The following is a 21,451-nucleotide window of genomic DNA, read 5'->3' on the forward strand; positions in this document are numbered from 1 at the left end:
CATCGATCCTCACGTACAGTGCAGTCGCGAGGGTCTCCAGGTTTGTCGTCACAAACGAACCAACGAGACCCTCGCTTCATGCGCCCAAGGACTTCGGACTTACTCGTCTAGGCGTGCGCCCGCAGCAGGGAACGCATCGTCCGCATCGCGACCGACAGGTTCGCCAGGTCGAAGTCGTCCGAGCCCCGGATCTCGTCCAGGGTCGTCCGCGCCCGGCTGATGATCGCCGCGTTCTTGTCCTCCCAGGCCTTGAAGCGGTCCTCGGGAGTCGAGTCGCCGTTGCCCACCGCCAGGACGTCGGCGGTCAGCGCCGCGTGCGCCGCGAACAGGTCCTCGCGGATGGAGGCGCGGGCCATCGACTGCCAGCGGTCGGACCGCGGCAGCTCGATGATCCGGTCCATCAGCTGGGTGATCTGCAGGCGGTCGGCGAGGTCGTAGTACACCTCGGCGACGTCCAGCGGGTCGACGCCGGTGCGGTCCGCGATCGCCACGATGTCGAGCGTCGGGAAGGCGGAGGAGAACCCGGCGACCTTGGCCGCCAGCTCCTCCGGAACGCCCTCGCCGATCAGCTCGTCCATGATCGACTGGTACCACTCCAGGTCCGCGCCGCGCACCAGCTTGGGCAGCTCGGCCCAGACCTCGGCGACCCGGTCGGAGAACAGCTCGATCGTCTCGGTGATCTGGAGCGGCTGCGGGCGGTTGTTGAGCAGCCAGCGGGTGCCGCGCTCGACCAGGCGGCGCGAGTGCAGCCGCACCCGGGTCTGGACGTCGGCCGCGACCTTGTTGTCGAGCGCCTCGACCTCGTCCCACACCCCGGCCAGGCCGAAGATCTCGCGGGCCGCGAGCTGCGCCCGCACGATCTCCTCCGTGGAGGCTCCGGACTCCTCGCGCAGACGGTGCAGGAACGTCGAACCACCGGTGTTGACGGTGTCGTTGACCAGCAGCGTCGTGATGATCTCGCGGCGCAGCGCGTGCGCGTCGATCTGCTCCGGGAACTTCGCGCGCAGGGCGCCCGGGAAGTACGCGTGCAGCAGGCGGCGCAGGTACGGGTCGTCCGGCAGCTCGGTGGCGATGAGCTCGTCCGCCACCGTGATCTTGGTGTAGGCGAAGAGCACGGCGAGCTCCGGCTGGGTCAGCCCCTTGCCGGCGCTCAGCAGCTCGCGGATCTGCCGGTCGGTGGGCAGGAACTCGATTCCCCGGTCCAGCCGGCCGGCGGCCTCCAGGCGGCGCATGAAGCGCTGCTGCGCGTGGAGCAGGCTGGGGGCCTGGGCGGTGCCGTTGGCGAGGGCCGTGTTCTGCGCGTAGTTGTTGCGCAGCACCAGGTGGCCGACCTCGTCGGTCATCTCCGCCAGCAGCTTGTTGCGCTGCTTGACGGTCATGTCCCCGTCCGCCACGACCGCGTTCAGCAGGATCTTGATGTTCACCTCGTGGTCGGAGGTGTCCACGCCCGCGCTGTTGTCGATGGCGTCGGTGTTGACCTTGCCGCCCTCGCCGCCGGAGCCGATCCGGGCGAACTCGATGCGGCCGAGCTGGGTCAGGCCCAGGTTGCCGCCCTCGCCGATGACCTTGGCCCGGACGTCCCCGCCGTTGACGCGGATGGCGTCGTTGGCCTTGTCGCCGACGTCGGTGTGCGTCTCGGTCGACGCCTTGACGTACGTGCCGATGCCGCCGTTCCACAGCAGGTCCACGGGGGCCTGGAGGATGGTCTGCATCAGGTCGGCGGGGGTCATCTTCGTGACGCCCGCCTCGATGCCGAGGGCCGCGCGCATCTGCGCGTTGACCGGGATGGCCTTCGCGCTGCGCGGGTGCACGCCGCCGCCCGCGGAGAGCAGCTCCGTGTTGTAGTCGGCCCACGAGGAGCGCGGCAGGTCGAACAGGCGCCGGCGCTCGGCGTACGAGGTCGCCGCGTCCGGGGTCGGGTCGATGAAGATGTGCCGGTGGTCGAACGCGGCGACCAGTCGGATGTGCTCGGAGAGCAGCATGCCGTTGCCGAACACGTCGCCGGACATGTCGCCGACGCCGACGACCGTGAAGTCCTCGGTCTGGGTGTCGTGGCCCAGCTCGCGGAAGTGCCGCTTGACGGACTCCCAGGCGCCGCGGGCGGTGATGCCCATGCCCTTGTGGTCGTAGCCGGCCGAGCCGCCCGAGGCGAACGCGTCGCCCAGCCAGAAGCCGTACGCCTCTGCGACGCCGTTGGCGATGTCGGAGAAGGTCGCGGTGCCCTTGTCGGCGGCGACGACGAGGTAGGTGTCGTCCTCGTCGTGGCGGACCACGCCGGTCGGCGGCACGACCTCGCCGCCGACCATGTTGTCGGTGATGTCGAGCAGCGCCGAGATGAAGATCTTGTACGAGGCGATGCCCTCGGCGAGCCAGGCGTCGCGGTCCACCGCCGGGTCCGGCAGGTTCTTGGCGACGAAGCCGCCCTTGGCGCCGACCGGCACGATGACGGTGTTCTTGACCATCTGCGCCTTGACCAGGCCGAGGATCTCCGTACGGAAGTCCTCACGGCGGTCGGACCAGCGCAGGCCGCCTCGGGCGACCTTGCCGAAGCGCAGGTGGACGCCCTCGACGCGCGGGGAGTACACCCAGATCTCGTACGCCGGGCGCGGCGCCGGAAGCTCCGGGATGGCCTGCGGGTCGAACTTCATCGACACGTAGGAGTGCTGCTCGCCCGCGTCGTTGAGCTGGAAGAAGTTCGTGCGCAGGGTCGCCTTGATGAGGGTGAGGAAGGACCGCAGGATCCGGTCCTCGTCGAGCGAGGCGACCTGGTCCAGGGCCCCGTCCAGCTCCTCCAGCATGGCGTCGATGAGCTCGGTGCCGGCGGACTGGCGGCCGGGCGACATCCGGGCCTCGAAGAGCGAGACCAGCAGCCGGGTGGTGTGGACGTTGTTGCGGAGGGTGTCCTCCATGTAGTCCTGGCTGAAGTTCACGCCGGCCTGGCGCAGGTACTTCGCGTACGCGCGCAGCACCACGGCCTGGCGCCAGGTGAGCCCGGCGGACAGCACCAGGGTGTTGAAGTTGTCGTTCTCGGCGTCGCCCTGCCAGACCGCGGCGAAGGCCTCCTGGAAGCGCTCGCGGGCGTCGTCGCCGAGGTAGCCGAGCGTGGCGTCGCCGTTGCCGGCGGGCAGCGGCATCCGCAGGCCGAAGTCGTAGATCCACGCGTTGCTGCGGTCGCTGCAGCGCAGCTCGTACGGGCGCTCGTCGGTGACCTCGACGCCCAGGCGCTGGAGCACGGGCAGGACCGCGGACAGCGAGACCTGCTCACCCGTGCGGTAGATCTTGAACCGGCGCTCGCCGGGGCCCGCGCCGACCGGCTCGTACAGCGAGAGCGCGAACTCGCGGTCACTGGCGGAGAGCCGCTCCAGGTGGCACAGGTCGGCCACGGCGGCGCGCGGCTTGTGGTCGGCCTTGTAGCCCTCGGGGAAGGCGTTGCCGTACTTGCGCAGCAGCTCGGCGGCGCGCTCCTCGCCCACCTCGGAGACCAGGGCCTCGGCGAAGCCGTCGGCCCAGGAGCGGGCGGCCTCGACCAGGCGGGCCTCGATGCGCTCGACGTCGGCGTCGGTCAGGACCGGCAGGTCCTTGCCCTGCGGGACGCGGATGACGAAGTGGATGCGGGCCAGGATCGACTCGGTGTTCCACGCGGTGAAGTCGACGCTGCTGCCGTCGAGCTCTTCCTGGAGGATCGAGATCAGGCGCAGCCGCACGCCGGTGGTGTAGCGGTCGCGCGGCAGGTAGACGAGCGCCGAGTAGTAGCGCCCGTACTCGTCCTGGCGCAGGTACAGCCGCAGCCGGCGGCGCTCCTGGAGGTACAGGACGGAGGTGGCGATCTCGCGGAGCTTGTCGACCGGGGTCTGGAACAGCTCGTCGCGCGGGTAGGTCTCCAGGATCTGGAGCAGGTCGCGGCCGTCGTGGCTGTTCGGCGAGAAGCCGGCGCCGTCGAGGACCTCGGCGACCTTGCGGCGGATCACCGGGACGCGGCGCACCGACTCGGTGTACGCGGCGGAGGAGAACAGGCCGAGGAAGCGGCGCTCGCCGACGACGTTGCCCTCGGCGTCGAACTTCTTGACGCCGACGTAGTCGAGGTAGGAGGGGCGGTGCACGGTGGCGCGGCTGTTGGCCTTGGTCAGCACCAGCAGGCGGTGCTCGCGGGCCTTGGCGCGGGCGTCGTCCGGCAGCCGGTTGAAGGACGGCGAGACGGGGTGGGCGTCCTCCTGGCCACTGTGGTGCGGGTCGGAGCGCAGGATGCCGAGGCCGGTGCCGGGCACGGCGGACAGGGCGTCGCCGTCGACGAGGTTGTACTCGCGGTAGCCGAGGAAGGTGAAGTGGTCGTCGGCGAGCCAGCGCAGCAGCTCGCGGGCCTCTTCGAGCTCGTACTCGCGCAGGTCGGGGGCGGTCGGCTCGTCCGTGAGGTCGTCGGCGATGCGCAGCGCGGCGTCGCGCATCTTCTCCCAGTCCTCGACGGACTCGCGGACGTCGGACAGGACACGGCGCAGGTCGTCGGTGATCTGCTTGAGGTCGGCGCGGTCGGTCTCGCGGTCGGTCTCGACGTGGATCCAGGACTCGACGAGGGAGTCGTGGGGACGCGCGGTCTTGGGGCCGTGCGCGTCGCAGTCGGGACCGAGGATCTCGATCAGCTTGCCGGTGACGTCACGGCGGACGACGACCTGGGGGTGGATCACGACGTGGATGCCACGGTTCTGGCGGGACAGCTCGTTGGTGACGGAGTCCACGAGGAACGGCATGTCGTCGGTCACGACCTCGACGACGGAGTGGCTGGAGGTCCACCCGTTCTCCTCGACCGTCGGGGTGTGCACGCGCACGTTCGCGGTGCCCTGCGGCCGGGTCTCGGCGAGCCGGTAGTGGGAGAGTGCGGCCCCGAACACGTCGACCGGGTCGCGGTCCAGGAGGTCCTCCGGGGCGGTGTGCAGGTAGTAGCGCTGGAGGTAGGCGAGAGTGGTGTCCCGGTCGGGACGCTCCCCCTGCTCGGACCCAGTCGGAAGTAGCCCCCCGGCCGGGCTGTGCTCAGCTACCCGGGCCGCCCGCGCGAGCAGCTCGGCCTTTGCTTCGTCCAGCTTGGTCTGCATGTCCTCTGGCTCCTGTCGCGCGCCATTGCGTGACGTAGGTGAAGGAAGGAATGGCGTGGCGCCGTGATGCGGGGTGACCGCTGGGGATCGGCGCTGCGCCGTGGAGAGAGCCGCCCGGGAAGGAACTGGCCATGATCGGCTGGGGCTCCCGGGGGCAGGGATCAGCGAAGGCCCGGGCACGGTCGTGCGCCGGGCGCAGGCCGGAGGCTGCGGGGCCTCCGATGACTATCGCGCTGATCACGGGTACCAGGCTATCTCGACGGACCCCCTGTCCGTCACGCGCTGGATCTGTACAAAAGGAGGTCTCGAACTTTGACGTTGTGCGCAGTGACGCGGGCATATTCAGGGCGTACTTATTCGGCCAGTCGGCGAGCAGCGGATACGGCCTCTGCCAGGGTGTCGACGACCTCGACCCCTGCCGATTCCAGACTGCGCCGGCTGTGCGAACCGCCCGTGTAGAGGACGGCCTTCGCACCGATGTGCCGGGCCGCCAGGGCGTCGTCGACCGCGTCCCCCACCAGGACCGTACGGGTGGCGCTCACGCCCGTCTGCTCCAGGGCCGCCATATGGCGTACGAGATGTCCCGCCTTGCCGGTGTGCGAGGGGCCGATCCGACCGTCGACGCGCAGGAAGTGGCGGTCGATGCCGTGGGACCGCACGAGGGGTACGAGCTTCTCGTGGGGCGCGAGGGAGAGCAAGGACTGCGTGCGCCCGTCCGCCTGCCAGTCGCGCAGGAGCTCGCGGGCTCCCTCGGTGAGCCCGGCGCTGTCGGCCGCGGCCCAGTAGTGGCGGTGGAAGGTCGCGTCCATGACCTCCCACTCCGCCTCGGTGGGCAGCCGGCCCATGAGCCGCTCGTAGAACTTCGGCACCGGTACGACGTACAGCTCGCGGTAGCGCTCCAGCGTGATCGGCGCGAAGCCGAACTCGGCGAAGGAGGCGTTGGTGGCGGCGATGACGGCGTCGATGTCGTGCAGGAGGGTGCCGTTCCAGTCCCAGACTATGTGGACGGAAGTGACCGCGGTGACGGCTGGGGTGGGCGGAGTGCTCACTTCAGCAGCCCCTGGATCTCCTGCACGCCGAACCACAGCAGTTCGTGGTCCTCGGCGCCGTCCACGGTGAACCGCGCGTCGTCGTCGCCGGCGTCGGCGGCCTCCAGGGCAGCGGCGGCGGCCGTGACGTCCCCCAGGGCGTCGTCGGCGTCCACGTGCACGGCGGCGGCCACGGAGAGCCGTACGGCCCCCGCCAGGGTCACCTGGCCCAAGGTGGCCTCGTCGACCCCGGGAACCGCGGCGGCGGCCTTGTCGTCCACGTCGACGGCGACGACGACGCGCTTGCGCGGGGCCCCGGCGTCCTCGGCGAGCAGGCGCAGGGACGCGGCGGCGGCCCGCCCGAGGGCCGCGTACTCCAGCTCCTCGATGTCGTCCGAGACGTACCACTCGCGCAGCCCGGGGGTGACGGCGTACGCCGTCAGCGGGGCGGGGCCCAGCTCACCCGCCTTGTGCGCCTCGGCGAGCCCGGGGAGGGTCAGGGGGACGTACACGCGCATGGCCGGCTGCTTTCGGTAGTCGGAAAACGCCCCCAGGATACGACTTGGCGCCACTGCGCCGGGTGACGGCCGCGGTCCCCCATCGGAGCGCTGCCCGCCGCCCGCATTCCGTCCACGGGACGCCCCCGCTCGGCGCGGGAGCGGCCGGGGCCCACGCGGCCCCCCACTCGGATAGGTGAAGGGGCGGCCGCCGCACCCGCCCCGGACGCGCGGTTGCGGACGGTATCCGCGGGCCGTAGAAGTCCCCTACCTAGTTACCGCCCGGTACCGTTCCGGGCCCGGACTTCTCGGGGACGACCGCCATGACCAGGACCAGGAACACCGCCCGGCCCCCCGGCCGCCACGACCAGCGCCGCCCCCACGGCCCCCGCACCCCGCGGGGCCCGCACGACTGGTTCGCCGAGCGGCTGCTGGCGGTGGTCAGCGGCCAGCGGCCGGTCCACTCGCTGCTGGGCCACACCGTCGGCCCGGCCTACGACCAACTGGTCACCCTGGCCCCCGCGGGGCCCCTGCGCGACCGTCTGCGCCCGGTCCTGCGCCAGTGCGGCCGCTTCCACCCCGGCCCTGGCGTCATCGAGGCCTTCGCCCGCATCACGACGGGCGAGCGCGTCTCGGCGATGGCGTTCCGCCTGGAACAGGGCCCGGACCTCCGCTGGCGCTGCGCGGCCATCGAAATGGCCCCCCTGACGTGACGTTGAAGCCGTGGCCGACGACACCCCGTCTCGGCGGCCTGCCGGCCGGCCGGGGCACCACGGCGCCGGGGCCGGACACCGTGCGGTGTCCGGCCCCGGCGGGGGTGCCCGTACGGGCAGGGGTCACTTCTTGCGGCGGCGGCCGCCCGCGGCCTTCTGCGCCTTGCGGCGCTCGGCGCGCGTCATGCCGTCGCCCGCCTCGTCGGCGTCGAACTCGCCCTCGATGACGCCGCCCTCCCCGTCCACGCTCGGGGCGGAGAAGTGCAGCCGGTCCGGACGCTGCGGGGCGTCCAGGCCCTTGGCCCGGATCTCCGGACGCGCGCCCACCGGCTCCTTGGTCAGCGAAGGCGCCGCGTCCTGCACCGGAACCTCCTCGACCTGCTGCTCGACCTGGACCTCCAGGTTGAACAGGTAGCCGACGGACTCCTCCTTGATGCCCTCCATCATGGCGTTGAACATGTCGAAGCCCTCGCGCTGGTACTCGACCAGCGGGTCCTTCTGGGCCATCGCCCGCAGGCCGATGCCCTCCTGCAGGTAGTCCATCTCGTACAGGTGCTCGCGCCACTTGCGGTCCAGGACCGACAGGACCACGCGCCGCTCCAGCTCGCGCATGATGTCGGAGCCGAGCGCCTTCTCGCGCGCCTCGTACTGCTCGTGGATGTCGTCCTTGACGGACTCCGCGATGAACTCGGCGGTGATGCCCGCGCGGTCGCCCGCCGCGTCCTCCAGCTCGGCGACCGTGACCTTGATCGGGTAGAGCTGCTTGAAGGCGCCCCACAGCCGGTCCAGGTCCCACTCCTCGGCGAAGCCCTCGACCGTCTCGGCCGCGATGTACGCGTCGATCGTGTCGTCCATGAAGAAGCGCACCTGCTCGTGCAGGTCCTCGCCCTCCAGGACGCGGCGGCGCTCGCCGTAGATGACCTCGCGCTGGCTGTTGAGGACCTCGTCGTACTTCAGGACGTTCTTGCGCGTCTCGAAGTTCTGGGTCTCGACCTGCGACTGGGCGGACGCGATCGCGCGCGTCACCATCTTGTTCTCGATCGGCACGTCGTCCGGCACGTTCGCCATCGACATGACGCGCTCCACCATCTGCGCCTTGAACAGGCGCATCAGGTCATCGCCCAGCGACAGGTAGAACCGGGACTCGCCCGGGTCGCCCTGACGGCCGGAACGGCCGCGCAGCTGGTTGTCGATACGGCGCGACTCGTGGCGCTCGGTGCCCAGCACGTACAGCCCGCCGAGCGACTTGACCTCTTCGAACTCGGCCTTCACGGCCGCCTCGGCGCGCTCCAGCGCGGCGGGCAGCGCGTGCGCCCACTGCTCGATGTGCTCTTCCGGGTCCAGGCCCTGCTGGCGCAGCTCGGCCTCGGCGAGGTCGTCCGGGTTGCCGCCGAGCTTGATGTCGGTACCGCGGCCGGCCATGTTCGTGGCGACCGTGACGGCGCCGCGGCGGCCGGCCTGGGCGACGATCGAGGCCTCGCGCTCGTGCTGCTTCGCGTTGAGCACCTCGTGCGGGATGCCCCGCTTGGAGAGCTGCTGCGAGAGGTACTCGGACTTCTCGACCGAGGTGGTGCCGACGAGGATCGGCTGGCCCTTCTCGTGCTTCTCCGCGATGTCGTCGACGACGGCGGCGAACTTCGCGACCTCGGTCCGGTAGATCAGGTCCGGCTGGTCCTTGCGGACCATGTCGCGGTTGGTCGGGATCGGGACGACGCCGAGCTTGTAGATCTGGTGGAACTCGGCGGCCTCGGTCATGGCCGTACCGGTCATGCCCGACAGCTTGGAGTAGAGGCGGAAGAAGTTCTGGAGGGTGATCGTGGCGAGGGTCTGGTTCTCGTCCTTGATGTCCACCCCTTCCTTCGCCTCGATCGCCTGGTGCATGCCCTCGTTGTAGCGGCGGCCGGCGAGGATACGGCCGGTGTGCTCGTCGACGATCATGACCTCGCCGTCGATGACGACGTAGTCCTTGTCCTTCTTGAACAGTTCCTTCGCCTTGATGGCGTTGTTCAGGTAGCCGACGAGCGGGGTGTTCACCGACTCGTAGAGGTTCTCGATGCCGAGCCAGTCCTCGACCTTGGCGACGCCGGCCTCGTGGATGGCGACGGTGCGCTTCTTCTCGTCGACCTCGTAGTCGCCGGTCTCCTCGATGCCCTTGAGGGGCTCGCCGGGCTCGCCCTTCTTCAGGCGGGTGACCAGCTTCGCGAAGTCGGCGTACCACTTGGTGGCCTGGTCGGCCGGGCCGGAGATGATCAGCGGGGTGCGGGCCTCGTCGACGAGGATCGAGTCGACCTCGTCGACCACGGCGAAGTTGTGGCCGCGCTGGACGAGCTCGTCCTTGGACCACGCCATGTTGTCGCGCAGGTAGTCGAAGCCGAACTCGTTGTTCGTGCCGTACGTGATGTCGCAGCCGTACTGCTCCCGGCGCTGGGCCGGGGACATGTTCGCCAGGATGCAGCCGACCTCGAGACCGAGGAACTTGTGCACCCGGCCCATCATCTCGGAGTCGCGCTCGGCCAGGTAGTCGTTCACCGTGATCAGGTGGACGCCCTTGCCGGACAGCGCGTTCAGGTACGCGGGGAGCGTGCCGACGAGGGTCTTGCCCTCACCGGTCTTCATCTCGGCCACGTAGCCGAGGTGCAGCGCGGCACCGCCCATGATCTGGACGTCGTAGTGCCGCTGGCCGAGGACGCGCTTGGCGGCCTCGCGGACGGTCGCGAACGCCTCGGGCAGCAGGTCGTCCAGGCTCTCGCCGTCCTGGTAGCGCTGCTTGTACTCGTCCGTGAGCGCCCGCAACTCGGCGTCGGAGAGGTTGACGAAGTCCTCTTCGATGGAGTTGACCTGGTCCGCGATGCGGTGCAGTTTGCGCAGGATCTTGCCTTCGCCTGCACGCATGAGCTTGTTGAAGACGGACACCGAGGTTTGTCTCCTTGCCGGTCGGGCCTGGGCACTGGTTCGTACACGGGCACGGAGGGTGGGCCCCACCGCAACGGCCATCGTAAGCGAGGACGCGGCCGCGCCGGGAGGCCCGCCGTATCCCGCGGGGCACGGGTGCCCTGAAGGAGAACGTACGAGGTACCCGGAAGGTGCCGGGGTCCTCGACACGTCTTGCCCGAAAACTGCTCGCCCGACCCGCCCCGGCCCCGCAGAATCCGTACATGGAGCCCACGACACTGAACACGGCCCGACTGCATTTGCGCCCCTTCGTCCCGGCCGACGAGGAGGAGGTGTACACCGCCGTGCAGGATCCGGAGATCCAGCGCTGGACCATGGTCCCCTCCCCCTACTCGCGCGAGCACGCCCGCGGCTTCGTCCTGGAGACCGTCCCGGCCGGCTGGCGCGAGGACACGGCGTACAGCTTCGCGGTGCGCCTCGGGGAGGACGGCCCGCTGGTGGCGGCCGTCGGCGTGCACGGGCGCGGGCAGGGCTCGTACGAGATCGGGTACTGGGCCGCGAAGGAGCACCGGGGCCACGGCTACATGGCCGAGGCCGTCGCCGCCGTCTCCCGCTGGGCCTTCACCGAGGTGGGCGCCGTACGGCTGGAATGGCGCGCCGAGGTCGGCAACACGGGCTCCCGGGCCGTCGCGGAGAAGGCCGGCTTCCGTTTCGAGGGCGTCCTGCGGGCCGCGGTGCTGCGCGGCGGCACCGCACGCGACTCCTGGATCGGCGCCCTGCTCCCCGCGGACCTGGGCCTGTCCCCTTCACTGCCGTACCTGCCCGCTGTCAGTGGCCGCCTCTAGGCTGCGGGCATGACGCTCGCAGCCTCCGTGTCCCTGTCCGCCGACGACGCGCGCCGGATCGCCCTGCGCGCGCAGGGCTTCCTCGGGGCGCCGGATCGCCGGAGCGGCGTGCGGGGGGTGCTGCGGCACCTGGGCGCCGTCCAGCTGGACACCATCTCCGTACTGGCCCGCTCGCACGAGCTGATCCCGTACGCGCGCCTCGGCGCGGTGGGCCGGCCCGCGGTGGAGGCGGCGTACTGGTCGGGCGGCCACGCCTTCGAGTACTGGTCGCACGCGGCCTGCATCCTGCCCATCGAGGAGTGGCCCCACTTCGCGTTCCGGCGCCGCGCCCGCCGGGCCCGCGGCCACCGCTGGCACGTCCTGCGCGACAAGGAGCTCTCGACGCGGGCGGTCCTGGACCGCCTCAAGGCCGACGGCCCGCTGACCTCCACCGAGCTGGGCGGCGCCAAGAACGGCGGCGAGTGGTTCGAATGGTCCGAGACCAAGATCGCGGTGGAGTGGCTGCTGGACATCGGCGAGGTGGTCTGCGCCGAGCGCCGCGGCTGGAAGCGGGTCTACGACCTGCCCGAGCGGGCCGTCCCGGACGCGCTGCTCCACGACGACCTGGACGACCGCGAATGCCTGCGCCGCTTGGTGGCGCTGGCCGGTCAGAGCCTGGGCGTGGGCACCCGCGCCGACATCGCGGACTACCACCGCCTCAAGGGCGAGCAGGTCGACGCCGTGATCGCCGATTCGGGGCTGGTCCCCGTCGAGGTCGAGGGCTGGTCCAAGCCGGCCTGGGCCGACCCCGCCGCGCTGGCGACGCCGCCGCGCGGCCGCCACCGCACCACCCTGCTCTCCCCGTTCGACTCCCTGGTCTGGGACCGGCCGCGCACGGAGCGGATCTTCGGCTTCACGCACCGGCTGGAGGCGTACGTCCCCAAGCCCAAGCGGATACACGGGTACTTCGCGATGCCGCTGCTGGCGGGCGGGCGGCTGCAGGGCCGGGTCGACCCGGCCCGCGAGGGCCGCACGCTGGTGGCCCGCCAGCTGTCCCTGACCACCCCCGGGGCGGCCCGCCCCATGGCAGAGGCGCTGCGCGAGGCAGCCGGATGGGTCGGCTGCGACTCGGTGCGCGTCGAGCGCGCGGGCTCGGCCGAGGAGGCGGCCGCGGTCACGGCGGAGCTGGCGAACCTCTGAGTCCGCCGCTCCCGTATCTCGCTGGATCCCGTATCTCAGCGGATCCCGTATCTCAGCGGACCTGACCCGGCGGATCACCGGCTCAGCGGATCTCCAGGATCTTCTCCCGCATCGCGTAGACCACGGCCTCCATCCTGGAGTGCAGCTGGAGCTTCTCCAGGATGTTGCGGACGTGGTTCTTCACGGTGTTCTCGGAGATGAACAACTCCTTCGCGATGTCGCGGTTGTTCATCCCGGTCGCCACCAGCTTGAGCACTTCCAGCTCGCGGTCCGTCAGCCGCGGCGCCGGCACCAGCCGCCGCTCGTCCGTCCGCTGGATCATCGACTTGAACTCGGTCAGGAGCTTCGAGGCCATCGACGGACTGATCTGCGACTGCCCGTCGGCCACCGCGCGGATCGCCGTCGCCACCTCGTCCGTCGAGATCTCCTTCAGCAGGTACCCGGTGGCCCCTGCCTTGATCGCGTCGTAGAGGTCGGCCTCCTCGTCGCTGATCGTCAACATGATGATCTTCGCGGAGGGGGCCACCTCCTTGATCGAGGTGCACGCCTCGATCCCGCCGCGCCGGGGCATCCGCACGTCCATGAGCACGATGTCCGGCAGCAGGTCCGCGCCTTGTCCACCGCCTCCGCGCCGTCCCCCGCCTCACCGACGACCTGGATGTCCTCCTCCTGCGCGAGGACGATCTCCAGCCCGCGCCGGAACAGGGCGTGGTCGTCGACGACGAGCACCCGGATCGGCTCGCCGCCGCCATCACCGCGCACCGGCCCGAAGCTGTCCGCCATCGTTCCTCCCCCTGCATGTACCGAGCTGCCGGGTCAACCGCACGGGAACCCGGGCCGGTTGACTGCCCGCCATGATTCCATGCCCGCGCCACCCGGAGGGGAGCCCGCGACGGCCACCTGGCGCATACGAGTCATACAGGGGCCCCCGGGGACGCCGCGGCATCCCCGGGGGCTTTCACCGAAAATCGGGACGCGGCGTCAGCCGCCGAGCGCTCCACCCGCGCCGGCACCGGGCTCGGCCGAGCTGGAGGCCTCGTCGGCATTGAGGTGGATCACGCCGTAGTCGTAGCCGTGGCGCCGGTAGACGACGCTCGGCATCTTGGTGTCGGAGTCGACGAACAGGTAGAAGTCGTGGCCGACCAGTTCCATTTCGTACAGCGCCTGGTCGAGCGGCATGGGCGCCGCCGAGTGCGTCTTCTCGCGGACGATGAGCGGGCCTTCGCCCTGGACCTCCAGCGGTCCGATCCGGGTGGTCGGGATCGCGTCTCCCGGCTCCTCCGTGACCGGCTCGCCGCTGCCGTTGAGCCGGGCCACGCCGGGAACGACGTCGGCGACCTCGGCCGCCGAGAGACGGCCGTTGCCACGCCGGGTGTAGCGCTTGTCGTGCTGCTTGCGCAGCTGCGCTTCCAGCTTCTCCTGTGCCAGGTCGAGCGCCGCGTACGGGTCGGTCGCGGCCGCTTCGGCACGGACCACGGGGCCCCGCGAACGCAGGGTGATCTCCACGCGGTCGGAACGGTCGGCCTGGCGCGGGTTGTGCTCCTTGGACACCTCGACGTCCAAGCTGATCACCTTGGCGTCGAGCTTCTGGATCCGCTCGGGATTCAGCTTCTCGGCCACGTGCTTGCGGAACCGCTCGGGCACCTCGGTCTTGCGGCCCTTGACGACGATGTCCACGCAGAACTCCGTTCCCGGATAGCTCCACCCCAGCGGGCGAAGCGTCTCCCTTTCGCACCAGGCCCCGGTGAACACCGGAGCCACGGACTTGGCGACTGTCACCTCCCGATCCGGTGCGTGTGGCCAGGACTCGCCAGTTCCTTACAACCGAACATATCCCTCCATGCCGGTTGTCGGCACCCGCTACCGGAACGTACCTCCGTTCAGGTGGCTGTTATCTCTTACTACCTGCAACGATGCGCCTTCCCCATCAGTTCCAAATCTATTCACAAGAGCGTTGCTCTGTACGGGTTGTCGCCCCATTTCGTACGAAGGATCCCGCCGGAGCGGCGACCACCGCAGCCCCCGCCACCGGTCCGATCGACCCCGCCCGCAGCGCCCGCGCCGCCTCCGCGAGGGTCGCCCCGGTGGTGATCAGGTCGTCCACCAGCACGACCCGCGCGCCGCCCTCCGCGAAACCCGCCGCTCCCCCGTGACGGAGCCCCAGCGCACCCGCCAGGTTCTCCCGCCGCTCGCGGGCCCCCAGGCCCGCCTGATCGGCCACGGGCCGGACCTGGCGCAGGACGCACGCCACCCGCGCGCGGACACCGGCCCGCCGCAACCGCCCCGCGGCCGCCAGGGCGATCCTGCGCGCCGGATCGTGCCCGCGCGCCCGCACCTGCCGCGGCGCCGAGGGCACGGGCACGAGGAGCAGCTCCTCCCCCGCCGCGAGGCCGTCCGCTGCGAGGCCGGCCGCCCCCGCCCCGGCGGCCCTGCCCACGGCCGCCGCCAGGGCGGCCCCGAGCGGCCCGGCCAGCGGCAGCGCACCGCGCTCCTTGTGCTCCAGTACGACCTCCCGTACGACCCCCTCGTACGCGGCGGCCGCATACACCGCGGGCAGCCCCGCGGGCCGCGGAGAGGGGTTCACACGGCCCGGCGCGGCCCCGCTCAGCGCCTGCGCGCAACCCGCGCACAACACCACCCGGGCCGTCCCGCAGCCGCCGCAGGCGGCCGGCAGGACGAGCCCGGCGAGCTCCTGCCACCACCCCCGCATCCGCCCACTGTGCCGGGCCGCCCGCCGGCCCGCCACCCCTGTGGACAACGCGGAACGACGAGCGCCGTCGGGCTCGCAACGGGCGGCGACGAGCGAGGTCAGGTCAGGTCAGCCCGGGTAGACCGGAGCCCGGCCGCCCGGCGCCACCGTGCGCCACTGCGCCCCGGGCGGCAGCCACACGATCCCGTCGTCGTCGGAGTGCGCGACCACCGGCTTCTTCTCGTCCTCCGTCGCCGCGACCGCGTCCAGCCCCGTCGCCCCCGGCAGGCTCGCCGCGACCATCGACCCGTCGGCCAGCATGTACCGGGCCTGTACGACCCCGCCGTTCTCCCGGCCCACCACCAGCAGCCGGCCGCGCGGCGCCCAGCTGAGCGCCGTCACGCTCGCCATCTGCGGGGCCGCCGGACGCAGCTCGCGCACCGACACCGGGGCCGCGTCCCCCTTGCCCTCGGGCCGCTCGATCCGCCCGATGTACAACTTCTTGCTGTTGCCCGACTGCACCAGCAGCGCGATCCGCACCCCGTCCGGCGACGCCTTCAGCGCGGTGATCCGCCCGCCGCCGAGACCGGCCACATCGATCTTCTGCGGGGCCCCGGTGCCGCCCGGCACCCGGTACAGCGCCGGATTCTGCGGATCCTGGTCCGCGACCCATACGTCGCCCGCCGCGTCCCAGCTCGGCGCGCCCAGCCCGTTCGGCTTGGCGCCCTTGCTGCTCAGCACCGGCGCCGGCATGGGCCCGGCCGTCGTCAGGTTCACCAGGTACAGCCCCTGCCCGTCCTCGGACACCACCGCGGCCCGCTTCTCGTCGTACGAGACGGCCGCCGAGCCGACCTTGGCCCCGGGGTTCCCGGCGCTCGGCGACAGCGGCCCCGGCACCTGTTCGGGGCGGTACTGCTGGTCCTCGCTGGCGACGTCGAGCTTCATCCGGACGAACCGGCTCTCGCTGTCGATGTAGTACTGGTACTCCGGGGAGCCGGGGCGGTGGGCGATCGTCGCCGCGGTCGCGTCGGTCACCGAGCACAGCGAGGAGCGGTCCGAGCGCAGCAGGTCCACCCGCGACATCCGGGAGGACGTCAGGTCCTGCACGGTGTACATGAGTTGCGCGGCCATCCTCTCGCACTGCGGCTGCGCGACGTTGTCGACCTTGTCGTTGAGCGGCACCTTCAGCACGTTCTGTCCGTCGAACGCGAGGGACTTGGTGCCCTCGCGCAGTCCGGTGCCGGTCGGGAAGCTCGAAGTCACCACGGGACCAAGCCACTTGGAAGGACCGGCCAGCAGCGACTGCACGGTCTGCGTGGTCGGGTCCATCCGCGAGTCGGGATCGCTGCGCTGGCGCACGTACACGGGATCGGCGACGAGGCCGCCGCCCGCGAAGTAGTACTTGTTGACCGGCATGTAGATGCGCTGGAAGTCCGACTCGCTGAGCACGAGGCCGCTCGGCGGCGTCGCGATCCGCCACTGCTTGTTCTCCTGGACCAGCTGGAGGTACTCCTCGTAGCGCTCGCCCGCCGGCTCCGGCTGGTACGCGCTGCGCTCGTCCACGGTCGCCAGCTTCTTGCCCGTCATCTTCCAGCGGGGGCCCGGGGCGTCCTTCTCGTTGCCCACGGAGAACCGGTCGATGCCCGCGGAGAGCACCGTGACGGCGGAACCGGGCTTCCAGTTCTTGGCGGCCTCCTCCGTGAGGTACTTGCGCGCCGTCTGGAGCTGCGGGTCGTCGCTGGTCATGGCCTCCAGGAAGCCGTCGACGATGTCGGCGGGACCGGCCTTGTCGGCCGGCGGCACCCCGAACACACGGACCTGTGAGTCCACGCCCTGCGACGCCTTGACCTCACGGATCTCGCCGTGGTCGGGCATGGAGGCGCAGCCCGCCAGCAGCAGCCCGGCCGCCCCGAAGGCGTACGCCCGCACCGCCCGCCACCGGCGGCGGCCGTCCCTGCGCACCCGTACGGGCTCAGCGTCCACCTGCGCCATCCTCCTGTGCTGCTGCTGACTGCTCGGCGGCGGAGCGCTCGGCCGCCGCCTGGTCCGTCCCCTGGTCGGGGTCGGCCGGGCGGGCCACCACGCGCGCCCCGCTGCCCGGCAGGGCCGTCGGGTCCGCGGGCACCGGCATCGCGCCGGCCATCGCCGACCTCGCCGGTATCGGCGACCGGTCGCCCCTGCCCGGCCCCTCCGAGGCCTTCCGGGACGCCTTCGAGCCCGCCGCCTCGGCCGCGATCCTGGCCCGGTTGGACCGGGAGTCCTCCGGCTCCAGCGGGATCGGCGACCCGCGCAGCGGCTCGTCGGCGGTCCGCGGCAGGGTCAGCCGGAACTGCGAACCGCCGCCCGGCTCGCCCCAGGCCTGGAGCCAGCCGCCGTGCAGCCGGGCGTCCTCGACGGCGATGGACAGGCCCAAGCCCGTACCGCCCGTCGTCCGCGCCCGGGCCGGGTCCGCCCGCCAGAAGCGGTTGAAGACGCGGGTGGCCTCGCCGGGCTTGAGCCCGACCCCGTAGTCCCGTACGGCCACGGCCACGGCCCCGCCCGCCGAGGCGAGGCGGACCACCACGTCACGGCCCTCGCCGTGCTCCACCGCGTTGACGACGAGGTTGCGCAGCACCCGCTCCACGCGCCGGGAGTCGGCCTCGGCTATGACGGGCTGGGTGTCGCCCAGCACCCGGATCCGGGTGCCCTTGTGCTCGGCGAGCGGCTCCGCGCCGTCGATGACCCGCCGTACGACGTCCCGCAGGTCGATCGGCTCCGCCTCCAGGGCCGCGGCCCCCGCGTCGAACCGGCTGATCTCCAGCAGGTCCGCGAGCAGCGACTCGAAGCGGTCGAGCTGGCCGGCGAGGAGTTCGGCGGAGCGGGCGGTGACCGGGTCGAAGTCGACCCGGGCGTCGTGGATGACGTCGGCGGCCATCCGTACGGTCGTCAGCGGGGTGCGCAGCTCGTGCGAGACGTCGGAGACGAACCGGCGCTGCATCCGCGACAGGTCCTCCAGCTGCTGGATCTTGAGCTGGAGGTTCTGTGCCATCTTGTTGAAGGCCTCGCCCAGACGGGCGATGTCGTCCTCGCCGGTGACCTTCATCCGCTCCTGGAGCCGCCCGGCCGAGAGCCGCTCGGCGATCCCGGCGGCCATCCGCACGGGCGTCACGACCTGCCGTACGACGAGCCAGGCGATCGCGCCGAGCAGCACGACCACGAAGACACCCGCGGTGGCGATGGTGACCTTGATCAGGTTGAGGGACTCCTCCTCCTGCGTGAGCGGGAAGAGGTAGTACAGGTCGTACGGGTCCCCGTTGATGTCGGTGAGCCGCTTGCCCACGACCAGCGCGGGCTCGGGCGCCTTGTCCCCGGACCCGGCGGTGTACCGGATCTGCGAGAACGTCTTGAAGGTCCCGGTCGCGTGGTTGACGTCGCGGCGCAGCGCCGCGGGGACGCTCGCGGTCGGGTCGACGTTCCCGGAGGCGCGGGCGCCCTTGACGCCCGAGACGAACGGCCCGCCCGGCGCTCCGCCCGCGTCGGGGCCGGCGCCGAGGGCGACCACCTCGAAGGCGGTCTGGCCGCCACTGGCGAGCTGCTTGACCAGCGAGTTCATCCAGGTACTGGCGTCCCGGCCGACCTTGTTGTCGGTCGCGTCGGGGCCGTCCACCGCGGAAGGCGTGTTGGCCTTCTCCTGCGCCACGGCGAACCCGCCCGCGGCCTGGCTCTGCGCGGCCTCCTCCTTGGCGTCGAGGAGCCCCTTGCTGACCTGGGCGATCACCACGAAGCCGAGCGCGAGGACCACGGCCAGCGACATCAGCAGCGTCGCGGCCACCACCCGCAGCTGGATGTTGCGCCGCCACAGCCGGACAGCCGGAAGCAGCGGTCGTCGTACGAGGCGTACGAACAACCGCAGCACCGGGCCGCCCGGCGCCCCGTCGGCCATCTGACGGAGCTGCCGGCCTCCCCTCAGGACTCCTCGGCGGGAGCCGCTGCGGGGCTTGCCGGGCGGCACGTCAGCTCGGTCCGGCCTTGTAGCCGACACCGCGCACCGTCACGACGATCTCGGGGCGCTCCGGGTCCTTCTCGACCTTGGAGCGCAGCCGCTGCACATGCACGTTGACCAGGCGGGTGTCCGCCGCGTGCCGGTAGCCCCAGACCTGCTCCAGCAGCACCTCGCGGGTGAACACCTGCCAGGGCTTGCGCGCGAGGGCGACCAGCAGGTCGAACTCGAGCGGGGTCAGGGCGATCGAGGCGCCGTCGCGCTTGACCGAGTGCCCGGCCACGTCGATGACCAGGTCACCGATGGCCAGCTGCTCGGGCGCGGGCTCCTCCGACCGGCGCAGGCGCGCCCGGATACGGGCCACCAGCTCCTTCGGCTTGAACGGCTTGACGATGTAGTCGTCGGCCCCGGACTCCAGGCCCACGACCACGTCCACCGTGTCGCTCTTCGCGGTGAGCATCACGATCGGCACGCCTGATTCGGCCCGGATCAGCCTGCAGACCTCTATGCCGTCCCGTCCGGGCAGCATGAGGTCGAGCAGTACGAGATCCGGCTTCGCCTCGCGGAAGGCAGCCAGTGCCTTGTCGCCGTCCGCTACGAACGACGGCTCAAAACCTTCTCCACGCAGCACAATGCCGAGCATCTCGGCCAGCGCGGTGTCGTCGTCGACGACAAGGACTCGTCCCTTCATGCTTGACATCATCCCATTAGCCAATCGTTACCTGGCGGTGAGCTGTCCCACAGCCAAAAGGGCTGGAATTCGCCCCTCGGACCTGCGTGGAGATCAGGACGACCAGTCTGCCCCGGATCCGGGCGACAATTGAAGGCGCGGGCTGCCGGGGATCCGGGGGGACGGCCGGTCCGCCCCACGTTCCCACGTGGCACGATGACACTCCCCAGCGCCCCCGCCCCGCAGGTGTACGTGAAGGAGCGACGATGAACGACTCTCCGGGCTGGGCCGTGCCCGGACCCTCCCCGTCCGACGGCGATCGGCCGGGCGCACCCGACGGCCGGGACGGCGGCGAGGGCGCGCAGCCGCCCGCTCAGCAGCCGCCCGCCGGCGGGCCGAAGTGGTCCGCCGAGCAGCCGCCCCCCGGCGAGTGGTCGAGCCCCGGCACACCCCAGGCACCGCAAGCGCCGCAGACCCCGCAGCCGCCGCACCAGCAGCCGCAGCCGGGGGCGGGCTGGGGATCGTACGGCGGCCCCCAAGGCGGCCAGGGCCCCTCCGGCCCGTACGGATCCCCCGGTGGCCCCGGCCAGTGGGGCAAGCCCCCGGCCGCCAAGCCGGGCGTGATCCCGCTGCGCCCCCTGGACCTCGGCGAGATCCTCGACGGCGCCGTCGCCACCATGCGCAGCCACTGGCGCTCGGTCCTGCCGATCACCCTCGTCGTGGCCACGGTCGTGCAGGTCGTCACCGTCCTCGTGCAGAAGTACGCGCTCTCCGACCTCCCCGTCACCTCCGACGCGGAGCCGAGCGTGCGCGAGCTCGTCGACACCCTCGGCGGCAGCATGCTCGCCCTCGTCGCGAACGGGTTCATCCAGCTCATCGGCACCATCGTGGCCACCGCCATGCTCACGATGATCTTCAGCCGCGCCGTGCTCGGCCAGAGCTCCGCCATCGGCACCGCCTGGCGCGAGGCCCGCCCCCAGCTGCTCCGCCTGCTCGGGCTGACCCTCCTGCTGGGCGTCGGCGGCATCCTCCTCGTCGGCGTCCTGATCGCCCCCGGCATCGCCCTGGGCAACATCGCGGTCGGCCTCCTCGGCGGCTTCGCCGCCCTCCCGCTCCTGCTCTGGCTCGGGATCAAGTTCAGCCTGGCCTCGCCCGCGCTGATGCTGGAGAAGAGCAGCGTCCCCACCTCGCTGCGCCGCTCCTCACGCCTCGTCCAGGGCTCCTGGTGGCGCATCTTCGGCATCACCGCCCTGACCGGCCTCATCACCACCTTCGTCTCGGCCATCATCGTCTGGCCGCTGTCCATCGCCGGCCTCGCGATCGGCCTCGCCGACGCCGGACCGACCGCCCTGGAGAACGGCACCGCCGCGAGCAGCTGGGCCGCCCTCATCCTCTCGGCGGTCGGCGCCGTCATCGCCCAGACCATCACCATGCCGATCCAGTCGGGCGTCACCGTCCTCCTCTACGTCGACCAGCGCATCCGCCGCGAGGCCCTCGACCTGGAGCTCGCCCGGGCGGCGGGCCTGGAGAACTACGGCACGGACCCGGCCGCACCGGCGACCGGGGGCTGACACGACGATGATGAGTACGGGGGGTCTCATCACGCGCTCCGCGGCGCTCCGGCCGGCCGCGGAGCAACCACCGGTGACGACACCGCGCGAGCCCGCCCGCGAGGCGGCGGAACGCGAACTGTCGAAGCCGCTGTACCACCAGGACGACCCGGGGCTGCTCCAGCGCGCCCTGGACCGGTTCTGGGACTGGGTCGGCACCCTCTTCGACCACGCCTCGGGCGCCACCCCCGGCGGAGCCCTGGGGCTGGCCGCCATCGCCGTCCTCGTCGCCCTGGCCGTCGCCGCCCTGTGGTGGCGGCTGGGC

The 21,451-nt window shown here is 71.6% G+C and carries 13 protein-coding genes and 2 pseudogenes; 5 read left to right on the plus strand and 10 right to left on the minus strand.

Annotated elements, in window-relative coordinates:
* Positions 1-107: 107 nt before the first annotated feature.
* From ACS04_RS15435 to ACS04_RS15445, 3 genes are all read right to left on the minus strand, one after another.
* Positions 108-5,084 carry an NAD-glutamate dehydrogenase gene (locus ACS04_RS15435; RefSeq protein ID WP_048477179.1) on the minus strand — a complete coding sequence of 1,659 codons (4,977 nt, stop codon included), beginning with the start codon at positions 5,082-5,084 and terminating at the stop codon, positions 108-110.
* Between the two features lie 353 nt (positions 5,085-5,437).
* The gene (locus tag ACS04_RS15440) at positions 5,438-6,133 is read right to left on the minus strand and encodes an HAD family hydrolase (protein ID WP_048477180.1); all 696 of its coding nucleotides are present in this window, start codon (positions 6,131-6,133) and stop codon (positions 5,438-5,440) included.
* Entirely contained in the window at positions 6,130-6,630 is a 501-nt protein-coding gene (locus ACS04_RS15445; RefSeq protein WP_048477181.1) for a DUF6912 family protein, read from the minus strand. The genes ACS04_RS15440 and ACS04_RS15445 overlap by 4 nt, the downstream gene beginning before the upstream one ends.
* 302 nt (positions 6,631-6,932) lie before the next feature.
* On the opposite strand from ACS04_RS15445, the gene ACS04_RS15450 reads away from it, so the two are divergent.
* On the plus strand, positions 6,933-7,322 hold the full coding sequence (locus ACS04_RS15450) for an Rv3235 family protein (protein WP_048477182.1): 390 nt from the start codon (positions 6,933-6,935) through the stop codon (positions 7,320-7,322).
* 123 nt (positions 7,323-7,445) lie between these two features.
* Here the strand turns inward: ACS04_RS15450 and secA are convergent, their stop codons facing one another.
* Positions 7,446-10,235: a preprotein translocase subunit SecA gene (gene secA, locus ACS04_RS15455; protein WP_048477183.1), complete on the minus strand. Its 2,790-nt coding sequence runs from the start codon at positions 10,233-10,235 to the stop codon at positions 7,446-7,448.
* A 242-nt stretch (positions 10,236-10,477) separates the two neighbouring features.
* Here secA and ACS04_RS15460 point away from each other — a divergent pair, with 242 nt between their 5' ends.
* Both ACS04_RS15460 and ACS04_RS15465 read left to right on the plus strand, forming a co-directional pair.
* Positions 10,478-11,059, plus strand: coding sequence for a GNAT family N-acetyltransferase (locus ACS04_RS15460; protein WP_048477184.1), 582 nt, complete (start codon positions 10,478-10,480; stop codon positions 11,057-11,059).
* 9 nt (positions 11,060-11,068) lie between these two features.
* Positions 11,069-12,238, plus strand: a complete 1,170-nt coding sequence (locus ACS04_RS15465) for a winged helix-turn-helix domain-containing protein (protein WP_048477185.1) — start codon at positions 11,069-11,071, stop codon at positions 12,236-12,238.
* A gap of 82 nt (positions 12,239-12,320) precedes the next feature.
* Here the strand turns inward: ACS04_RS15465 and ACS04_RS15470 are convergent.
* From ACS04_RS15470 to mtrA, 6 genes and pseudogenes are all read right to left on the minus strand, one after another.
* Positions 12,321-13,021: pseudogene (locus ACS04_RS15470) on the minus strand (response regulator).
* 198 nt (positions 13,022-13,219) lie between these two features.
* Positions 13,220-13,915, minus strand: coding sequence for a ribosome hibernation-promoting factor, HPF/YfiA family (hpf, locus tag ACS04_RS15475; RefSeq protein WP_048477186.1), 696 nt, complete (start codon positions 13,913-13,915; stop codon positions 13,220-13,222).
* Between the two features lie 262 nt (positions 13,916-14,177).
* A complete protein-coding gene (locus ACS04_RS15480) occupies positions 14,178-14,948 on the minus strand; it encodes a ComF family protein (protein ID WP_048477187.1) in 771 nt (256 codons plus the stop codon).
* A gap of 108 nt (positions 14,949-15,056) precedes the next feature.
* Entirely contained in the window at positions 15,057-16,910 is a 1,854-nt protein-coding gene (locus ACS04_RS15485) for an LpqB family beta-propeller domain-containing protein (RefSeq protein ID WP_342449444.1), read from the minus strand.
* The gene (gene mtrB / locus ACS04_RS15490) at positions 16,900-18,849 is read right to left on the minus strand and encodes an MtrAB system histidine kinase MtrB (protein WP_209441703.1); all 1,950 of its coding nucleotides are present in this window, start codon (positions 18,847-18,849) and stop codon (positions 16,900-16,902) included. Before mtrB ends, ACS04_RS15485 begins: the two co-directional genes overlap by 11 nt.
* Before the next feature lie 70 nt (positions 18,850-18,919).
* Positions 18,920-19,609 (minus strand): two-component system response regulator MtrA, encoded by a 690-nt coding sequence (mtrA, locus tag ACS04_RS15495; RefSeq protein ID WP_189973359.1) that lies wholly within the window; start codon positions 19,607-19,609, stop codon positions 18,920-18,922.
* Between the two features lie 233 nt (positions 19,610-19,842).
* Here mtrA and ACS04_RS15500 point away from each other — a divergent pair, with 233 nt between their 5' ends.
* Together ACS04_RS15500 and ACS04_RS15505 are read left to right on the plus strand one after the other, a co-directional pair.
* Entirely contained in the window at positions 19,843-21,147 is a 1,305-nt protein-coding gene (locus ACS04_RS15500; protein WP_048477188.1) for a DUF7847 domain-containing protein, read from the plus strand.
* Positions 21,148-21,220: 73 nt separating this feature from the next.
* Positions 21,221-21,451, plus strand: a pseudogene (locus tag ACS04_RS15505) (DUF4129 domain-containing protein); the annotation flags it as partial.

It is taken from the genome of Streptomyces roseus (genome assembly GCF_001044425.1).
Lineage (GTDB): Bacteria > Actinomycetota > Actinomycetes > Streptomycetales > Streptomycetaceae > Streptomyces > Streptomyces roseus.

Bases quoted from the DNA above. Each gene is read 5' to 3' on its own strand.
- ACS04_RS15465 (WP_048477185.1), top strand. From the start codon at position 11,069: ATGACGCTCGCAGCCTCCGTGTCCCTGTCCGCCGACGACGCGCGCCGG.
- ACS04_RS15500 (WP_048477188.1), top strand. From the start codon at position 19,843: ATGAACGACTCTCCGGGCTGGGCCGTGCCCGGACCCTCCCCGTCCGAC.
- mtrA (WP_189973359.1), bottom strand. From the start codon at position 19,609: ATGATGTCAAGCATGAAGGGACGAGTCCTTGTCGTCGACGACGACACC.
- ACS04_RS15435 (WP_048477179.1), bottom strand. From the start codon at position 5,084: ATGCAGACCAAGCTGGACGAAGCAAAGGCCGAGCTGCTCGCGCGGGCG.
- mtrB (WP_209441703.1), bottom strand. From the start codon at position 18,849: ATGGCCGACGGGGCGCCGGGCGGCCCGGTGCTGCGGTTGTTCGTACGC.
- ACS04_RS15480 (WP_048477187.1), bottom strand. From the start codon at position 14,948: ATGCGGGGGTGGTGGCAGGAGCTCGCCGGGCTCGTCCTGCCGGCCGCC.
- ACS04_RS15460 (WP_048477184.1), top strand. From the start codon at position 10,478: ATGGAGCCCACGACACTGAACACGGCCCGACTGCATTTGCGCCCCTTC.
- ACS04_RS15450 (WP_048477182.1), top strand. From the start codon at position 6,933: ATGACCAGGACCAGGAACACCGCCCGGCCCCCCGGCCGCCACGACCAG.
- ACS04_RS15445 (WP_048477181.1), bottom strand. From the start codon at position 6,630: ATGCGCGTGTACGTCCCCCTGACCCTCCCCGGGCTCGCCGAGGCGCAC.